Here is a 16,868-nt window from a genome sequence, read left to right on the forward strand (position 1 = left end):
TCAACTCTTTTGGCCTCCACGGCGGATGTACCCCTATGGGCCTCTTCGACCGGCTGCGAGGGAACGACACGCCTCGCGTGGCGTTCATCGGGATCGACGGCCTCCCCCACCGCCTCGTCGCCGACAACCCGGACACGTTTCCGACGCTGTCGGCGATCGCTGACGCGGGCGACGGGGGGCCGATCGACAGCGCCGTGCCGCCGGAATCGAGCGCATGCTGGCCGGTACTCACGAGCGGCGTGAACCCGGGTGAGACCGGTGTGTACGGCTTTCAGGACCGCGAGGTCGGCTCGTACGACACCTACGTCCCCATGGGCCGCGACGTACAGGCGACGCGGGTGTGGGAGCGGGCGACCGACGCGGGCCTCAACGCGACGGTAATGAACGTTCCCGTCACGTTCCCGCCGCAGCGAACGGTCCAGCGCATGGTCTCCGGCTACCTCTCGCCCGACGTCGACAAGGCCGCTCACCCCGAGGAGCTTCGGAAATACCTCACCGAGAGCGACTACCGGCTGTCGGTCAACGCGAAACTCGGCCACCGGGAGGACAAGGCGGAGTTCATCGAGCAGGCTCGACAGACCCTCGACGCCCGCGCAGAGGCGTTCTCGCGCTACGTCGAGATGGACGACTGGGACCTGTTCGTCGGCGTGTTCTCCAGCCCGGACCGGATCAACCACTTCCTGTGGGGCGACTACGAGGACGGCGGCCCGTACCGCGAGGACATGCTGGCGTTCTACGCCGCCCTCGACGAACACATCGGCGCCATCCGGACGGCGCTCCCGAACGACGTTCGGCTCGTCGTCGGCTCCACGCACGGGTTCACCCGACTCCGGTACGACGTGTACTGCAACGAGTGGCTCGAGCGCGAGGGGTGGCTGTCGTACGAGGGCGGCGACGACCACGGGTCGCTGTCCGACATCGCCGGCGACGCCCGCGCGTACTCGCTGGTCCCCGGGCGGTTCTACCTCAACGTGGAGGGCCGCGAGCCGGACGGCGTCGTCTCCGAGTCGGAGTACGAGGCGGTGCGCGAGGAGCTCCGGGCCGAGATCGAAGCGTGGGAGGGACCGAACGGGAACCCCGTCGCCAAGCGGGTCGTCGAGCGCGAGACGGTGTTCCGCGGCGACCACGACGCCATCGCGCCCGACCTCGTGGTGATCCCGCACGAGGGGTTCGATCTCAAGGCCGGCTTCCGTTCTCACGACGCCGTGTTCGACCCGGACGGCCCCCGGAGCGGGATGCACACCTTCGAGGACGCCGCGCTGTTCGTCGACCACCCGGACGCGAAGGTCGAGGACGCGGACCTGCTCGACATCGCCCCGACGCTCCTGCGCCTGCTCGACGTCGACTACGGCCGGACGGAACTGGACGGCGCGAGCCTCATCTGAGGTGGAACCGGGATGGAACGCACGCCCGACGGAACCCCGGTGGGCGTCGACGACCCGTACGCGGTCGCCGGCGTCTGCGACCACCTCACCGACGACGGTCGCTGTCGGTTCGCGCTGACGCGGGCGAGCGACGACGCGGATTTCAGCGCCGAGCGACGCCGAGACGACTACACTTGCCACGTCGGGGCGGACGGCGCGTGGAGCGCGTGCCCGCACTACCGGTCGACGACCGACGGCCGCGAGTGCCGCCGATGCGGGCTGACGGAGGTCCGACTGGCCCACGAGGACGCCCGTCCGCTGGTGGAGGAGCACCACGTGTCGTACGGGGACGCCGCCTCTTTTGACGCCGCGTCTTCACGCGATACGGCCTCTGGTCCCGACGACGCCGGCCCCCACGAGATCACCGTCTCGCTGTGTCGCTGGTGTCACACGAAGGTCCACAAGTCGTTCGCTCGGATCGACGACGACGCCAGCCCCGATCCCGAGGCGATCGCGGCGCGTGAGAGCCGACGGAGCAAGGAAGCGTCTGAGTCCGCGTTCGAGACCGCGAGCGAGCGGTTCGACCGGGAGGGGTAGCGGACCGACGCGCGGAGGCGGCTGTCTGTCGGCGCGTCGACTCAGCCGTCCGACTTCGGCCGGATCAGGTTCGCCAGCGCGACGAGCACTCCGAGGAACCAGCCGAGCGGGACGGAGATGCCGATCCACATCAACACGTACCCGAGGCCGGTGACGCCCCACTGCTGGCCGAACGTCTCCAGGTCGAAGGCGTCGCGGAGCATTTCGTTGATCCCGCCGACGGCGAGGAACGTGTCGAGGATCCACCGCGCGAGCTCGTAGCTCGGGTCGAGGACCACGTTCGAGATGGACGGGGTGAGCAGCGCGGCGACGACCGGCGGCAGGAAGATCGCCGTCATCGCGAACGGGTAGGCGAGGAGGACGCTGACGAAGCGGCCGCCGACCTTCGAGAACCCGGCCGCGAGCCCGGCGGAGACGACGGCGACGACGCTGGCGCCGCCGATTCCGAGCATCACATCGGTCGGCAGTTGGAAGTGCGCGAGGAGGGTGAGAGATCCCCACACGGTCGTCGCGACGATCACCGCGCCGAGCACACCGAACCGCGTGACTGCGGAGTCGAGCTTCGCCGCGTAGAACCGGGTGGCGAACCCGACCAGCAGGAGGGGGTACGCCACCGCCACGAGCGGTGCCCCGAGGACCGCCCAGAGGTAGTACCCGACCGTCTGGACGCTGGTCTCCGGTTTCCACTTCCCCAACACCGCGCTCGGGTCGAGCTGCCTGGGGAAGACGACCTCCATCCACGTCTCGTGGAGACGGACGACGTCAAGGAGGAGCGCTTCCACCAGTCCGGTTTGTCCTCGGCGTTCCATTTGGCTCACCTCGCGCGCGACACACCGTGAACTTTGTGCCTTCGATCGCACCACGAGAAATCCCCGGAGTCGACGCGGGCACTCCGTCAGCCGAGCGGCCGTATTCCGGCAGCTCGCTCCCGAACAACCCGATTATCAGATCCATATATCCGCGTCGATACGCTTAACCGCCCCAGAAGGCGTATCTATCGGTATGCACAGACGCGGACTCCTCGCGGCGATCGCCGCATCGACATCCGTCGCGGTCGCCGGGTGCGCCGGGGGCGAAAACGGCAGCTACGAGTTCGACGCGGAACCGGCCAGCATCCCGGCTTCAGCCGTCTCGGAAGCGGGGTACGAGGGAGAGGAACCGGAGTCGTTCCCCATCGAGGAGGAGTTCGAGATAGCCGGCGTGAACGCGCAGGTGTCCGTGACGACGTGGGCCGCCGGGTACGAGAACTCGGAGAACGGGTCGGCGCTGTTCGTGGCGAGCACGCCCAACCCGTCGATCGGCGGGCAATCGGTCAACCCGCTCGTTCGCGCCGACGACACGGACCTGATCCGGCGGTTGTTAGATCAGGTCGACCAGCGCGGTCTCGGCGGCGAGGACACCGAGATCGAGACGAGCGACATCGAGGAGCGAGGCTCGGAGACCCGCACGATCCTCGGCGAGGAGGTGGAGATATCGATCCTCGAAACGACTATCGACGCAGAGGTCGACGCCGGCGACGGACAGAGCGGCTCCGTCGAAGACGTTCCGGTGTTCCTGTACATCGGGACGGTCCAGCACCGGGACGACGTGATCGTGCTCATCGGCGTCCATCCCACCGCCGTCGAAGCCCGGGAATCGCTGCTGTCCCTGATGGAACAGGTCGAACACTAGCCGCTCGTCCGCGTTCCGTTTTAAACCGTTTTCCGTCCCGTAGAAGTCGTTTTGTCCTCGAGAACAGCGACGACAATCGCATGACTGCGTCGCCTTTGACGGAAACGTTTCCGCGGACGGAAGCTTCGCGGTCCGCAACCCATTTATAACTAATCGACCCGAAATGCGATCATCTCGCGTTGTGAGACTCCGGTGCGGGCTCGTGCCGTCGCGATCCGCGGTCTGAGAGTCCGATAGCCGGTGCTCTCGCGACCGTAGACACGATGATGGTCCGGAGAACAACGATCCGGTGCGCGGTGGTCTGCGTCCTCGTTCTCTCAATCAGCGTTTTGTCCGTTATCGGGGTGGGAGTAATTTCCGTGAATGGAGCAGTCTGGAGTGTGGGAGGAGCTGATAACATCGGAATCGGACCTGATGAAAATCAAACAATTAGTGAAATTAAAACGCGTTATGGAGATGAGGATGTCAAGATACGGGTTGGTGATTTGATTAATAAGGGGGCTGAGCTTGATGGAGCAAATTCATCATATACAGTAACTGACCGGGAAAATATAGCTGAGTCAGATGTGTATATAAAAAATCAAAATGAAGAGAATGCAACAATTGTTATTGACAAGTCAGTCCCTGACGGATCTGGATTTGATATAGAAATATCAAATATTGACACAAGTAACGTGAGTGTATATAATAATGATCTTTCAGAGCCCGAAATGGGGATTGAATATAACATAGAACAAGGAAGCTCTGATAAGCTCGTTCAATCTAGTATTGATTCATCTGCAGAGGTTAATTTTCAAAATAACACATACAATAACAGAACAACAACAATATCTCTTGAAGATCTCGAATTGATTAATGAAACAGATCACGTGGTGATCTGGGAGAAATCTAAGAACGGAAAATTAATTCAACAACTTGGAAAGTCACAGGGATATAAAAAAGAGATCAATATCTCTAGTCAGAATATAAGTGGTGAGATCGAACTCGCAGCTACAATTCATCCAGGAAAAACAGAACCAGATACAGATATTATATATGCAGCAGCCAATCGATCCGTTCGATTTCCAGTCTCAATCGAAGCAACACAACAGCCGAGATATTATTTTGACAACTCTTCAGGGCAAGACAACACCGATATGGTTCTATCAATGTCATTTAATACAGAGATAGATCCAAACAAAGGAAATATATCTATATCGTATTTTAACCAGTCTAGGTCGACGTTTGATCTAAATATAGACGAAGACAAATATGAGATAGAAGGGAATCAGATTAGAATATTATTAAATAGCACTTATAAGAACTCAGATAAAAAGCTTCCGTATATCAAACAGATATCTGTGAATGATCTTGAATCGAGACAATATATGAGTACATTTTCTAAAAGAAAATATTCTCCTCGACGAGTTACTCACATTATTCAGACTAAAACAAATATTACTGCAGCTCAAGGTACGTATATTGGATTGAATTCAAGTGGATCTACTACAATATCTCGGAGTTCAAAAGAACAAAACGCACAAGACGCTCTAATCAATAGTAGTGGAGAGATCAGTACGCTCAACACATCAAAACTTCCAGAAGGAGAGTATGTGATTCAATCAGAGACAAAAGTTAATCAGACCCAGATTCAGGTCGTCAATACATCCTTATCACCAAATATCCAAACAACATCAATAGATAAAGGAATAGTCACAGATTTCAGATCCACACAGTCGAATCGGGTTGTGGCCACAAATATATACAACAATTCAAAAATAAAAAAGAGATTGTATGTTACAACGGGCTCGGACAATACTAGTGAAATAATAAATGTTTCAGAGAGTGGAGAATATACGATACAATTTAGAGATCTTGACTCTAACGAGATCAGTAACGAAACTGTAAATGTTTTAAAAGGAAGAGAGATCGTATCGGATTTGCCAGAATCTGTTAACTCAATATATTCAGGACAAACACTCCCCATCGAGATCTCATCGACATACAATTCCACCGAGATTCACCTCAATAAGTCAAAGACCAACACCACAGCCGCCACGATCGAACTCGAAACACCTGGTGAAGGCGAAACGACGTTCGGACTCAACACGTACGCGGCGGCGAACGGCTCTCTCAACGAGAGCGTTAGCGTGACAGGGTCGGGGGCGTCGATCGAGTCGGTCACCGCGCCGGGAGCGAACGAGACGCTCTCGCCGGGGACCTACGAGATCGCGGTCCGCTCGGAGCAGGGGATCGCGACGACGAGCGACAACGCGACCGTGACGGTCGCCCGACGCTCGACCAACGGGCTCACCACCTATACCGGGGCGGACGCGGATCGGACCGATCTCGGAAGCGCGGCGGCGGTGAGGGACGCCATCGAGAGCGACGCGCTGTCGGAATCGGAGCGCGTCGGCGTGAACGACACCGTGGTCTACGCGGTGAACGCGACCGGGCTGACCGGACTGCCCGCAGCGCGGAACGCGACGCCCGAGACGGGCGTCGACCTCGACCGCCTCGACGGGATCGGGTTCGGCGTCCGGTCGACGGGAGGCGACGACGCACTGACCGCGAGCGACGCGCTCGGCGAGACGCCGCGAAACTCGACGGTCCACGTCGACGAGACCGGGCTCTACGTGGTCGCCGACGGCGACGACGCGCTCACGACCGACGGAGAGCCGGAGCCCGGCGAGGAGTTCACCGCCGAGTTCCGCGTCACCGACGACCGCCTCCGAGAGGCCGCGTCGGACCCGCCGGACGGCCACCGCGTGACCTCGACGGTGGCGTTCGCCGCCGCCGACCGGGACGATCCGACGGGCGACGACCGCGAACGGATCGCGTCGGGCGGTCCCGCGGGAGGGGGAGGCGGAAGCGGAACCGGCGGAAGCGGCGGAAGCGGAACCGACGGCGGAGGCGCCGGGACGGGCGGCGGTACAGGGGACACGACGGGAGGGATCCCTTCGTCCGACTCCGCCGAGGGCGACCGTCCGGGCGGACCGAACGCCGGCAGCGCGGCGGGCACAGACGAGAACGGCGACCGGATCGACCCTGCGCGCGGAGTCGGGTTCGGGTCCCGGCCGAGTGCCGAGCGTCGGACGCCGCTTTTGAACGGACCGATCGTCGTGTCGACGCCGACGGCGGACGGCAAAGCCGGGGCGTCCAGCGGGATCGATTCGACCGACGCGACCGACGCGACCAAAGTGACCGAGGGCGGGGCTCCGTCGGTCGACGCCGAAGCCTCCGCCGCGCGCGACGACGGTTCGAGGACCGCAGGCGACGGGCCCGACGGCTCGGGGGACGACACCGTCGGTGCCGATCGAGCGACGCCGACCTACGAGAACGCGCCGATTCGAGCGACCGCCGAAGACGTTCCCGGATTCGGTCCGCTGCAGTCGCTCGCGGCTCTCACGCTGGCGCTTCTGGCCGCGACTCGGGGACGGCGGGGTCGCTGACTCGCGATCGACCGCGGGTTCGGCACCGGGCCGGCGGTATCCTTTTGCTGGACCGCGCCCTCCGTGAGCGTATGAGCGTCACCATCACCCCGCCACGGGAGCGCGAATGCGAGCTGTGCGGCCGCGAGGAGCGGTGGGACGACGACGCCGACGGCTGGCGGATCGACGGCGAGTCCGGCGACGTCTACTGCATCCACGAGTGGGACATCAACGGGACCTTCACCCCGCTGAGTGAATGAAGACGGCTCGAGAACGGGGACCACCGATCCGCGAGTTCGACCTCTCGCTCGCACCTTGGCCCCTCGCGCGCACCACCGTCCATCTCGATCGGCCGTCGGCCCCGTTCGACGGCGCCTCGCGATCGGTGCGACGGCCCGAGTTGACGATCGCTAACCCACGTTCCGAATTCGACCGGTAACGTCCCGAAGGAGTCCGCTGACGCCCCGGTTATTTACTCGAAAACGGGTATCACCTGATCGAACAGCGATTGTATCATTGGTACACACCCCTGATGAATAATTACCTTATATTCCCTAATGTGTGTACGATGGATCCTACCCCTATCAGGGTCATACCTTTAAGTAATGGATCCGGAGTGTGTTGCATGACCGAGCCACGTAGTAACACCCGGGAGGTATCGAAGCGAGATCTCTCGGGCCACGGTGGGGGGCTTGCGACGGTAACGGACGAGCGTTCGAACTGCGGGATCGGCGGTATCGTCGACCTCGACAACGATCCGAGCCACGGAACGGTTACGGACGCCGTCGAACTGCTCGAGAACCTCGAACACCGCGGGACGACGGGCGCCGAGGAGGACACCGGCGACGGCGCCGGTATCATGGTCGCGCGCCCGGACGGCTTCTTCCGCGAGGTCGTCGACGCCGACCTGCCCGAGGAGTACGCGGTCGGCTCTGTGTTCATGCCGACCGAGCCGAGCGTACAGGCCGAGATCCACGACGTCATCGCGGAGGTGTTCTCCGTGTACGGCCTGGAAGTCCTGGAGTGGCGGTCCGTCCCGACGGAGAACGGCGATCTGGGCGCGACCGCACTCGACTCCGAGCCGGAAGTCGCGCAGCTGTTCGCCGCGCCGGTCGAGGGCGCCGGCCTCGCCGAGCGGTTCACCAGCGAGGAGAGCCGTCCCGAGGACGCCGACCCGGAGATCCTCGGCTTCGACCGCGCGCTGTACGCCGCGCGCCGCGAGATCGAGAACGCGGTGTCGGATGTCGACGGAGCCGGCCGGTTTTACGTCTGCTCGCTCGACCGCCAGCGCGTCGTGTACAAGGGGCTCCTCAAGGGCTCGCAGCTCGCGGGCTACTACCCCGACCTGACCGACGAGCGCTTCGCGAGCCACGTCGCGCTGGTTCACGCCCGCTTCTCGACGAACACGCTGGGCGCGTGGCACCTCGCGCACCCGTACCGCAACATCGTCCACAACGGCGAGTTCAACACGATCCGCGGGAACGTCAACTGGATGCGCGCCCGCGAGAACGACCTCGACCACCCGGCGTTCGGCGCGGAGCTCGACACGATCAAGCCGGTGATCGACGACCCGAACCAGTCGGACACTGCGAGCGTCGACAACGCGGTCGAACTACTCCTGCAGGCGGGCCGCGACCTCCCGCACACCCTCCGGATGCTGATCCCGGAGGCGTTCCGCGACGACGACCTGATGGAGGCGGCGCGCGCCGACTTCTACGACTACCACGCCTCCCTCGTCGAGCCGTGGGACGGCCCCGCCCTCGTCATCGGCTTCGACGGCGACCGCGTCGCCGGCGTCCTCGACCGCAACGGGCTCCGTCCCTGCCGGTACGAGGTGACCGAGGACAACCGGCTGATCGTCGGCAGCGAGGTCGGCGCGCTCCCGACCGAGCCGGCGGACGTGACGCGCCGGGGCCGGCTCCAGCCCGGCGAGATCTTCGTCGCCGACCTCGAGCAGGGGCGGATCGTCCCCGACGACGAGGTGTTCGACGACCTCACCGACGAGAAGTACGGCGAGTGGGTCGACCAACAGCAGCGCCATCTCGACGACANCCTCCCTCGCGCCATCAGAGATGTGTATAAGAGACAGACTCGGAGGCGCCCACCGTGCGCGCCCACCAGGCCGCGTTCGGTTACACCACCGACTCGCTGAACCACCTCGTCGAGCCGATGGCGAAAGACGGGAAGGACCCGGTCGGCTCGATGGGCGACGACACCCCGCTGTCGGTGCTCGCCGACGTCGACCGCCCGCTGTTCACCTACTTCAAACAGCTGTTCGCGCAGGTGTCGAACCCGCCGATCGACTACATCCGCGAGGAGCTCGTCACCTCGCTCGAGACCCGGATCGGTAACCAGCGCAACCTGCTGGACGAGACGCCCGAGCACGCCGAGCAGATCGTCTCCGACACCCCGGTTCTCACCGACGCGGAGACCGCCGCGCTGCGCGATCTCCCCGGCCCGGGCGAACGCTCGCCGGCCGACGGAGACGGCGAGGGGGCGGCCGCGTCGTCGTTCACCTCCGTGACCGTCGACGTGACGTACGACCGCGACGGATCGCTGGTCGACGCGGTGAATCGGATCCGCGAGGACGCCGCGACCGCCATCGGGGACGGTGCCGACGCCGTGGTCCTCTCCGACCGGGCCGTCGGCCCGGACCGGATCGCGGTCCCGAGCCTGCTCGCGACCGGCGCGGTCCACCATCACCTCGTGCGCAACGGGCTTCGCAACCGCGCGGGGCTCGTCGTCGAGTCCGGCGAGCCGCACGAGGTCCACCACCTCGCGACGCTGGTCGGGTACGGCGCGGACGCGGTCGACCCGTACCTCGCGTACGCCTCCATCGCCGACGTCGTCGCCGGCCCCGACGGCGCCGACGAGGACGAGGCGCTGGCCGCCTACCGCCACGCGCTGGAGGACGGCCTCCTCAAGACGATGGCGAAGATGGGCATCTCGACGATGGAGTCGTACCAGGGCGCGCAGATCTTCGAGGCCGTCGGGCTCTCCTCGTCGTTCGTCGCCGAGTACTTCGAGGGCACCGAGATCCGCACCGAGGGTATCGGGGTCGCGGAGATCGAGAGCGACCTCCGGACGCGCCACGCGATGGCGTTCGGCGCGGACCCCGAAGTCGAGACGATCGGCGAGTACGAACACCGGTCGTCGGGCGTGAAGCACGGCTGGAACCCCCAGACGGTCGGGACGCTCCAGCAGGCGGTCCGGGGCGGCGACTACGAGCAGTACCGGGAGTTCGCGGAGCTGGTGAACGACCAGTCCGAGGAGCTCCAGACGCTCCGCGGCCTCCTCGAGTTCGAGTCCGACCGCGACCCGGTCCCGGTCGAGGAGGTCGAGCCGGTCGAGTCGATCGTGGAGCGCTTCTCGACGGCAGCGATGAGCCTCGGGAGCATCTCGCCGGAGGCCCACGAGAACAACGCCATCGCGATGAACCGGCTCGGCGCGAAGTCGAACACGGGCGAGGGCGGCGAGCCCCCGGAGCGGTTCGACACCGAGAAGGAGTGTTCTGTCAAGCAGGTGGCGTCCGGCCGGTTCGGCGTCACCTCCGAGTACCTCGCGAGCGCCGACGAGCTCCAGATCAAGATGGCGCAGGGGTCGAAGCCCGGCGAGGGCGGCCACCTCCCGGGGAAAAAGGTCAACGAGATGATCGCGCACGTCCGGTGTTCTACTCCCGGCGTCGGGCTCATCTCGCCGCCGCCCCAGCACGACATCTACTCGATCGAGGACCTCAAGCAGCTCATCTTCGATCTGAAGGCCGCGAGCCCCGACGCCGACGTCAACGTGAAGCTGGTCTCCGAGGCGGGTATCGGCACCATCGCGGCCGGCGTCGCGAAGGCGAACGCCGACGTGGTCCACGTCTCCGGCCACGACGGCGGGACCGGCGCGTCGCCGAAGACGTCGATCAAGAACGCGGGGCTCCCGTGGGAGCTCGGGCTCGCCGAGGCGAACCAGATGCTCCGCGCGACCGGACTCCGGGACCGCATCCGCGTGACGGCCGACGGCGGCCTGAAGACCGGGCGCGACGTGGCCGTCGCCGCCGCGCTCGGCGCCGAGGAGTACGTCTTCGGGACGGCCTCGCTCGTCACCGCCGGCTGCGTGATGGCGCGGCAGTGCCACGAGAACACCTGTCCGGTCGGGGTCGCCACGCAGCGCGAGGACCTCCGCCAGCGCTTCCCCGGCCAGCCGGACCACGTCATCAACTACATGACGTTCATCGCGCAGGAGCTCCGCGAGCTCATGGCAGAGCTCGGCTACACCGAGGTCGAGGAGTTCATCGGCCGGCCCGAGCTCCTCTCCCAGCGCGAGACCGACCACGAGAAGGCGAAACACCTCGACCTCTCTGCGGTCATCGCCGAGCCCGCCGGCGACGCCCGGACGAAGACTCGCGAGCAGGAGGACGCCGACATCGACGACCTGCTGGACTGGGACCTCATCGAGGAGGCCAGCCCGGCCATCGAGGACGGCGCACCCGTCGCGCTCACCCGCGACGTGGAGAACGTCGACCGCGCGGTCGGCGCGACCCTCTCGAACCGGATCGTTTCGGAGCACGGCGGCGAGGGCCTCCCGGACGACACCGTCACCTGCCGGTTCGACGGCTACGCGGGCCAGAGCTTCGGCGCGTTCCTCGCGTCCGGGATCACCATGGAGCTGTCCGGCGCCGCCAACGACTACGTCGGCAAGGGGCTCTCCGGCGGTCGGATCGTGATCGACACGCCCGAGGAGGCCGGCTACGACCCCGCCGAGAACGTCGTCGCCGGCAACGTCGGGCTGTACGGCGCCACCGCGGGCGAGGTCTACGTCAACGGCGTCGCCGGCGAGCGGTTCGGCGTCCGCAACTCCGGCGTGAAGGCGGTCGTCGAGGGCGTCGGCGACCACGGCTGCGAGTACATGACCGGCGGGGTCGTCGCCGTGCTCGGCGACACCGGGCGGAACTTCGCGGCCGGGATGTCCGGCGGCGTCGCCTACGTGTACGACCCGGACGACCGGCTCGACGACCGCGTGAACCGCGGGATGGTGTCGCTCTCGGAGACCCTCGAGGAGTCGGACGAACGCATGCTCCGCCGGCTCGTGGAGAACCATCGCGCGTACACCGACAGCGACCGCGCGGCCGAGCTGCTCGACGACTGGGCGGCCGCGCTCGACGACTTCGTGCGCGTCTTCCCCGACGCCTACGCCGAGGTCATCTCCGAGGGCACGGGCGCCGACGTGCGCGAGGACCCGCCCGAGCCCGCTGCGGCGGTCCCCGGGTCCGCGTCCGACGCGACCGGGCAGGCGTCGAGCGACGACTGACTCGGCCGTTCTTTTTAGACCGTTCGCCGGGTTCGACCGTTTCGATCGGCGAGCGTCTCGCGTCCGTCAGTCGTCGAGCGACTCGCTCTCTACTTCGCCTTTGACCGCACGCTCGACCGCGCGGTCGACGTGGCGCTCGCGGGCGCGCTCGACGAACTCCTCGGGGAGCTCGTCGATCTCGCCGGCCTGCACGCCCCAGAGCTTCGCGTAGAGGCCGTCGGCCTCGAGCAGTTCGTCGTGAGGCCCGCGCTCGACGACCGCGCCGTCTTCCAACACGAGCGTCAGGTCGGCGTCGGTCACGGTCGAGAGGCGGTGCGCGATGACGAAGGTGGTGCGGTCGGCCGCGAGTCGGTCGAGCGACCGCTGGATGAGCATCTCCGTCTCGGTGTCGACCGCGGAGGTCGCCTCGTCGAGGATCAGGATCGCGGGGTCCTGTAAGACGACTCGCGCGATGGCGACGCGCTGCCGCTGGCCGCCGGACAGCTTCACGCCGCGCTCGCCGATCCGGGTGTCGTAGCCGTTCGGCAGCGAGTCGATGAACTCGTGGGCCTCGGCGGCCTTCGCGGCCTCGACCACGCGCTCGCGGACCGCCTCGCTCTCGGCCGCGTCGTCGTTCTCACCCGCGGCGTCGACGCCCGTGAACCGCCCGTACCGGATGTTCTCGGCGATGGTGCCGTCGAACAGCGTGGTGTCCTGCGCGACGTAGCCCACGTTCGACCGGAGGCTCGAAACGGTCACGTCGCGGACGTCGTGGCCGTCGACACGGACCGCGCCCTCGGTCACGTCGTACAGCCGGAGGAGCAGCTTGAGCAGGGTGGACTTCCCGGCCCCGGTCGGGCCCACGAGCGCGACGGTGTCGCCGGGGGCGGCCTCGAAGGAGACGTTCCGGATCACCTCCTCGTCGGCGTCCGCGGGGTCGACGAGGGCGTTCTCGGCGTAGGCGAACGAGACGTCGTCGTACTCGACCGCGCCGTCGACACCGCCGCGGTCGGGACGGTCGTCGTCGTTCCCGCCGCCGAGATCGGTCGCGTCCTCGTCGTCCGTGATCCGGATCGGGATGTCCCGGAGGCCGAAGACGCGCTCGCAGGAGGCCTTCGCGTTCTCGTACTGGTCGATGATATTGGAGACCTCCGCGAGCGGGGCGACGAACTGCTGGGTCAGGAGGACGAACGTGACGAAGGTCCCGACCGTGAGCGTCGTCGTGAAGGGTCCCGGCGGGCCGGCCGAGAGCCAGTACCCGCCGACCGCGAAGGTGGCGGCGAACGAGATCCCGGCGAACAGCTCCATCCCCGGTCGGTAGACGAAGTTGAGCCGGAGGATCGACATCGTGCGCTCGAAGTACTCCTTCGAGGCGGTCTCGACGCGGTCGCTCTCGTGGGCCTCGGTGTTGGAGGTCTTGACGAGTTCGACGCCCGAAAGCGCGTTTTCGAGGGCCGTGTTCAGGTCGCCGACGACGGAGCGCTGGGCGACGTACCGCGGCTCGACCGCTCGCATGAACCACAGCGTGAAGAGGATCATCAGCGGGATGGCCGAGAGCGTGACCGCCGCGAGCTCGTGGTTGTAGTAGAAGAGGACGCCCGCGATGCCGACTAACATTACGCCGAGGCGCGCGGAGTTCTGGAGCGCGTTGTCGAGGAAGACCTCCAGGTTCGAGGCGTCGTTGTTGAGGACGCTCATCACCTCGCCGGTCTGTTTGTCGTCGAAGAAGGTCATGTCGAGCCGCTGCATCCGGTCGAAGGAGTCGGTCCGGACCGCGTGCATCACCCGGTGCGCGAAGTTGTTCGCGGCGATACCGTAGATCCACGTGAACACGCCGGTGACGAGGAACGACCCGACGATGAGCGCGACCGAGAGTCGAAACTGCGCCGGCCCCGCGGTCGGCAGCCACGCGTCAGGAACGATCGGGAGGGTGTAGGGGCCGTCGCCCGTGAACACGGCGTCGATGGCGACGCCGAGCACGACCGGCGGGAGCAGCCCCGCGACGCGGGCGACCACGTTCGCGGCCATCCCGATCACGAGCCAGTGCGCCTCGGGCGCGCCGTACTCGCGGAACAGCCGCAGGAGGGGTCGGTCGACCCGGTCGCGGTACACTTCGAAGGCGTTGCGGTCGTCGGCGGCCATGGGCCTACGAGCGCGTCGCGCCCCATGTATCCGACGGCTTCGGCGGGTCGTTCCGGGTCCCGATCGAGAAAGCGATCGGAAGCTAATCGTTTATAAATGATTGTGCGGTGGCGCGTGCCCGTGAGCGGCCGTCAGGCCGCGAACCGGCGCGCGCGAGGGAGTCGGTCGCCCGGAGCAACGCGGAGGGCGACCGACGAGGCTGGGGAGGTGTGAGGCTGCTGTGCGGTTGCGGGCGGGTGGGACTCAAAGGGGCAACCACGAGGCGGACGCAGGCGTTCACGAGAGCGGAGCTCTCGTGAGCCAATCAGAACGCGGAGCGTTCTGATGACGACGTAAGTACCGCAGGGAGCGAACGACGTGAGCGCCTGAGGAACGCAACGAGCGTGCGCCTCGTGGTTGGGGCTTTGGCGGTGTTCGCCGACGAGGAGTCGCTGTCCCCGTATACACACATCTCCACGTCCAATCGTCGGACCGCTTATTAGGCGCCGCTCGAACCCCAGTACGTGGACGAACTCGTCGTGAGCACGGAGGTGTACGCCGACCCCGAAGACGTGTACGCGTTCCTGCTCGACTTCCCGCGGTACGCCAACTACTCGGAGTACCTCCGGGAGGTGCGCACGCTGGAGGGAGAGGGCGGACCGGACACCCGCTACGCGCTGACGTTCGCGTGGTGGAAGATCACCTACACCGCTCACTCGCGCGTGACCGGCGTCGAGCCGCCAGAGCGGATCGACTGGGAGATCACGAAGGACATCGACGCCGGCGGATGTTGGCGGGTGACGCCGGGCGAGTCGGAAGCCGATCCCGATCTCGACGCCGTCGCCTCCGACAGCGAGGCCAACGCGGACCAAACCGACCACCCGTGCGAGGTCGCGCTCGAGGTCGAGTTCGACCCGGGCTCGGCCAGCTCCGACGCGCTCGACCTCCCGACGCTCGTCTCGTTCGACTGGGTGCTGAAGAAGGCGATCCCCCTGATCAGAGGCGAGGCCGAGCGCGTCGTCGAGCGCGCCGTGCGCGACTTGGAGGACTCGACGCGCGACGTCGACCTCGAGGTGTACGTCGATTCCGCCCGGATCTGAGCGCGCGTGGGAACCGGTGTCGCCGGTGTCGGCGAGTCGAAGGCCTTAATATATCCAGCGGGGAACGAATGGATGCGTACGAGGGCTCGTAGATCAGTGGTAGATCATCCCCCTGGCACGGGGAAGGCCCGGGGTTCAAATCCCCGCGAGTCCACTCGACTCACTTCGTTCGTCTCGTTCCCTCGCTTGGTCCCGTTCGCTAGCGTCGCCGGCGCGGAGCGCCGGCTGCACGAGGGACAAAAGGTCCCTCGCTGCTCACGGGACCCCCGCGAGTCCACGTTTTTGCGCCGCGAGTCCGCTCGACTCACTTCGTTCGTCCTTACGGCTTGAAACCGGTCCGGGTACCGGACTCGCCTCGGGAGGTACGTTCCGACACCTATCTCGAAGTCAACCATATATATACGGGTTCGACGACGAGCGGGACGCATGGAGACGGCACCGGTCGCGGTCGGCGATCGCCTCGCGAAAGCCGAGATCGAGGAGGCGTTCGACACGGGGTTCGGGTATCAGATCTCCGGGATTAACCCGCGGAGGGACGCGCGAGACCGACGATACGTGCTGTTGTTCGCGACGGAAGACGGCCCGTACGACGACGACGTGACCCGCGGTCGGTTCGAGTACGTCGGGGAGGGGTTAGACGGCGATCAGAGCGAGACGTCGCCGGGGAACTCGACGCTTATCGACGCCGTCGACGGAGGGATTCCCGTCCATTTCTTTTATAAACCGACGGACGCGAAGGAGTGGGAGTACCACGGCCTGGTGAGCGTCGTCGACCACGAGTTCGAGGAGCGAGACGGCCGAGACGTGATCGTGTTCACGATGGAGAACCGGAGCGCCGAGCCGGACAGCGAACCGTCCGACGACGCGGGCGCAGACGCGAACGCGGCCGCAGATCCCCCGAAGCTGACCGTCGAGGAGGACCGATTCGTCGAGAGCCGTCGGCGCGAGCGCGACCCGGAGTTCGTCGAGGACGTTCGAGCGGCGTACGATCGCACCTGCGTCGTCTGCGGTCGTCGCCGCGAGACCCCCGACGGCCGGCCCGAAGTGGAGGCGGCCCACGTGTATCCGAAGGCCGAACGCGGAGTCGACGAGGTTCGGAACGGAGTGACGCTCTGTCGGCTGCATCACTGGGCGTTCGACGCGGGCTGGATCGCCTTCACCGACGACTACGAGGTCGTCGTCAAGGACGCCCCCGAGCGGGAGGGGTACTACGAGTTCAAGCAGTTGGAGGGGGACTCGCTGGTCTTCCCCGAGGGGAGTTCGATCAGGCCGCATCCGGACTTCGTGGCGAAACACCGCGAACGCCACGGGTTCTGAGCACGGCGACAGTC

The 16,868-nt window shown here is 65.4% G+C and carries 9 protein-coding genes, 1 tRNA gene and 1 pseudogene; 9 read left to right on the top strand and 2 right to left on the bottom strand.

Annotated features, from left to right (window positions below; all coding sequences use genetic code 11):
• Positions 1-35: 35 nt before the first annotated feature.
• Together C469_RS04865 and C469_RS04870 are read left to right on the top strand one after the other, a co-directional pair.
• Positions 36-1,385, top strand: a complete 1,350-nt coding sequence (locus tag C469_RS04865; RefSeq protein ID WP_008004365.1) for an alkaline phosphatase family protein — start codon at positions 36-38, stop codon at positions 1,383-1,385.
• A 12-nt stretch (positions 1,386-1,397) separates the two neighbouring features.
• Entirely contained in the window at positions 1,398-1,961 is a 564-nt protein-coding gene (locus C469_RS04870; RefSeq protein ID WP_008004367.1) for a DUF7097 family protein, read from the top strand.
• 41 nt (positions 1,962-2,002) lie between these two features.
• Here C469_RS04870 and C469_RS04875 read toward each other — a convergent pair whose 3' ends face one another.
• A complete protein-coding gene (locus tag C469_RS04875; RefSeq protein WP_008004369.1) occupies positions 2,003-2,743 on the bottom strand; it encodes a hypothetical protein in 741 nt (246 codons plus the stop codon).
• A gap of 220 nt (positions 2,744-2,963) precedes the next feature.
• On the opposite strand from C469_RS04875, the gene C469_RS04880 reads away from it, so the two are divergent.
• From C469_RS04880 to gltB, 4 genes and pseudogenes are all read left to right on the top strand, one after another.
• The gene (locus C469_RS04880) at positions 2,964-3,632 is read left to right on the top strand and encodes a DUF6517 family protein (RefSeq protein ID WP_008004371.1); all 669 of its coding nucleotides are present in this window, start codon (positions 2,964-2,966) and stop codon (positions 3,630-3,632) included.
• 359 nt (positions 3,633-3,991) lie between these two features.
• The gene (locus C469_RS17460; RefSeq protein WP_241429983.1) at positions 3,992-7,063 is read left to right on the top strand and encodes a hypothetical protein; all 3,072 of its coding nucleotides are present in this window, start codon (positions 3,992-3,994) and stop codon (positions 7,061-7,063) included.
• 71 nt (positions 7,064-7,134) lie between these two features.
• A complete protein-coding gene (locus C469_RS17130) occupies positions 7,135-7,302 on the top strand; it encodes an HEWD family protein (RefSeq protein ID WP_008004375.1) in 168 nt (55 codons plus the stop codon).
• Between the two features lie 365 nt (positions 7,303-7,667).
• A pseudogene (gltB, locus tag C469_RS04890) lies at positions 7,668-12,337 on the top strand (glutamate synthase large subunit).
• A gap of 66 nt (positions 12,338-12,403) precedes the next feature.
• Here the strand turns inward: gltB and C469_RS04895 are convergent.
• Positions 12,404-14,458, bottom strand: a complete 2,055-nt coding sequence (locus tag C469_RS04895) for an ABC transporter ATP-binding protein (RefSeq protein WP_008004377.1) — start codon at positions 14,456-14,458, stop codon at positions 12,404-12,406.
• Between the two features lie 503 nt (positions 14,459-14,961).
• Between C469_RS04895 and C469_RS04900 the strand changes: the two genes are divergently transcribed.
• The 3 genes from C469_RS04900 to C469_RS04910 all read left to right on the top strand — a co-directional run bounded on the left by C469_RS04900 (position 14,962) and on the right by C469_RS04910 (position 16,854).
• Positions 14,962-15,537: an SRPBCC family protein gene (locus C469_RS04900; RefSeq protein WP_008004378.1), complete on the top strand. Its 576-nt coding sequence runs from the start codon at positions 14,962-14,964 to the stop codon at positions 15,535-15,537.
• A gap of 82 nt (positions 15,538-15,619) precedes the next feature.
• Positions 15,620-15,691: transfer RNA gene (locus tag C469_RS04905), tRNA-Ala, on the top strand.
• A 272-nt stretch (positions 15,692-15,963) separates the two neighbouring features.
• Positions 15,964-16,854: an HNH endonuclease gene (locus C469_RS04910; RefSeq protein ID WP_008004380.1), complete on the top strand. Its 891-nt coding sequence runs from the start codon at positions 15,964-15,966 to the stop codon at positions 16,852-16,854.
• The last annotated feature ends 14 nt before the right edge of the window (positions 16,855-16,868 follow it).

This window comes from Halorubrum lipolyticum DSM 21995, assembly GCF_000337375.1.
GTDB lineage: Archaea > Halobacteriota > Halobacteria > Halobacteriales > Haloferacaceae > Halorubrum > Halorubrum lipolyticum.

Excerpts from the sequence above, each read along its gene's own strand:
- C469_RS04865 (WP_008004365.1), top strand. The coding sequence starts at position 36 with ATGGGCCTCTTCGACCGGCTGCGAGGGAACGACACGCCTCGCGTGGCG.
- C469_RS04870 (WP_008004367.1), top strand. The coding sequence starts at position 1,398 with ATGGAACGCACGCCCGACGGAACCCCGGTGGGCGTCGACGACCCGTAC.
- C469_RS04880 (WP_008004371.1), top strand. The coding sequence starts at position 2,964 with ATGCACAGACGCGGACTCCTCGCGGCGATCGCCGCATCGACATCCGTC.
- C469_RS17130 (WP_008004375.1), top strand. The coding sequence starts at position 7,135 with ATGAGCGTCACCATCACCCCGCCACGGGAGCGCGAATGCGAGCTGTGC.
- C469_RS04895 (WP_008004377.1), bottom strand. The coding sequence starts at position 14,458 with ATGGCCGCCGACGACCGCAACGCCTTCGAAGTGTACCGCGACCGGGTC.
- C469_RS04910 (WP_008004380.1), top strand. The coding sequence starts at position 15,964 with ATGGAGACGGCACCGGTCGCGGTCGGCGATCGCCTCGCGAAAGCCGAG.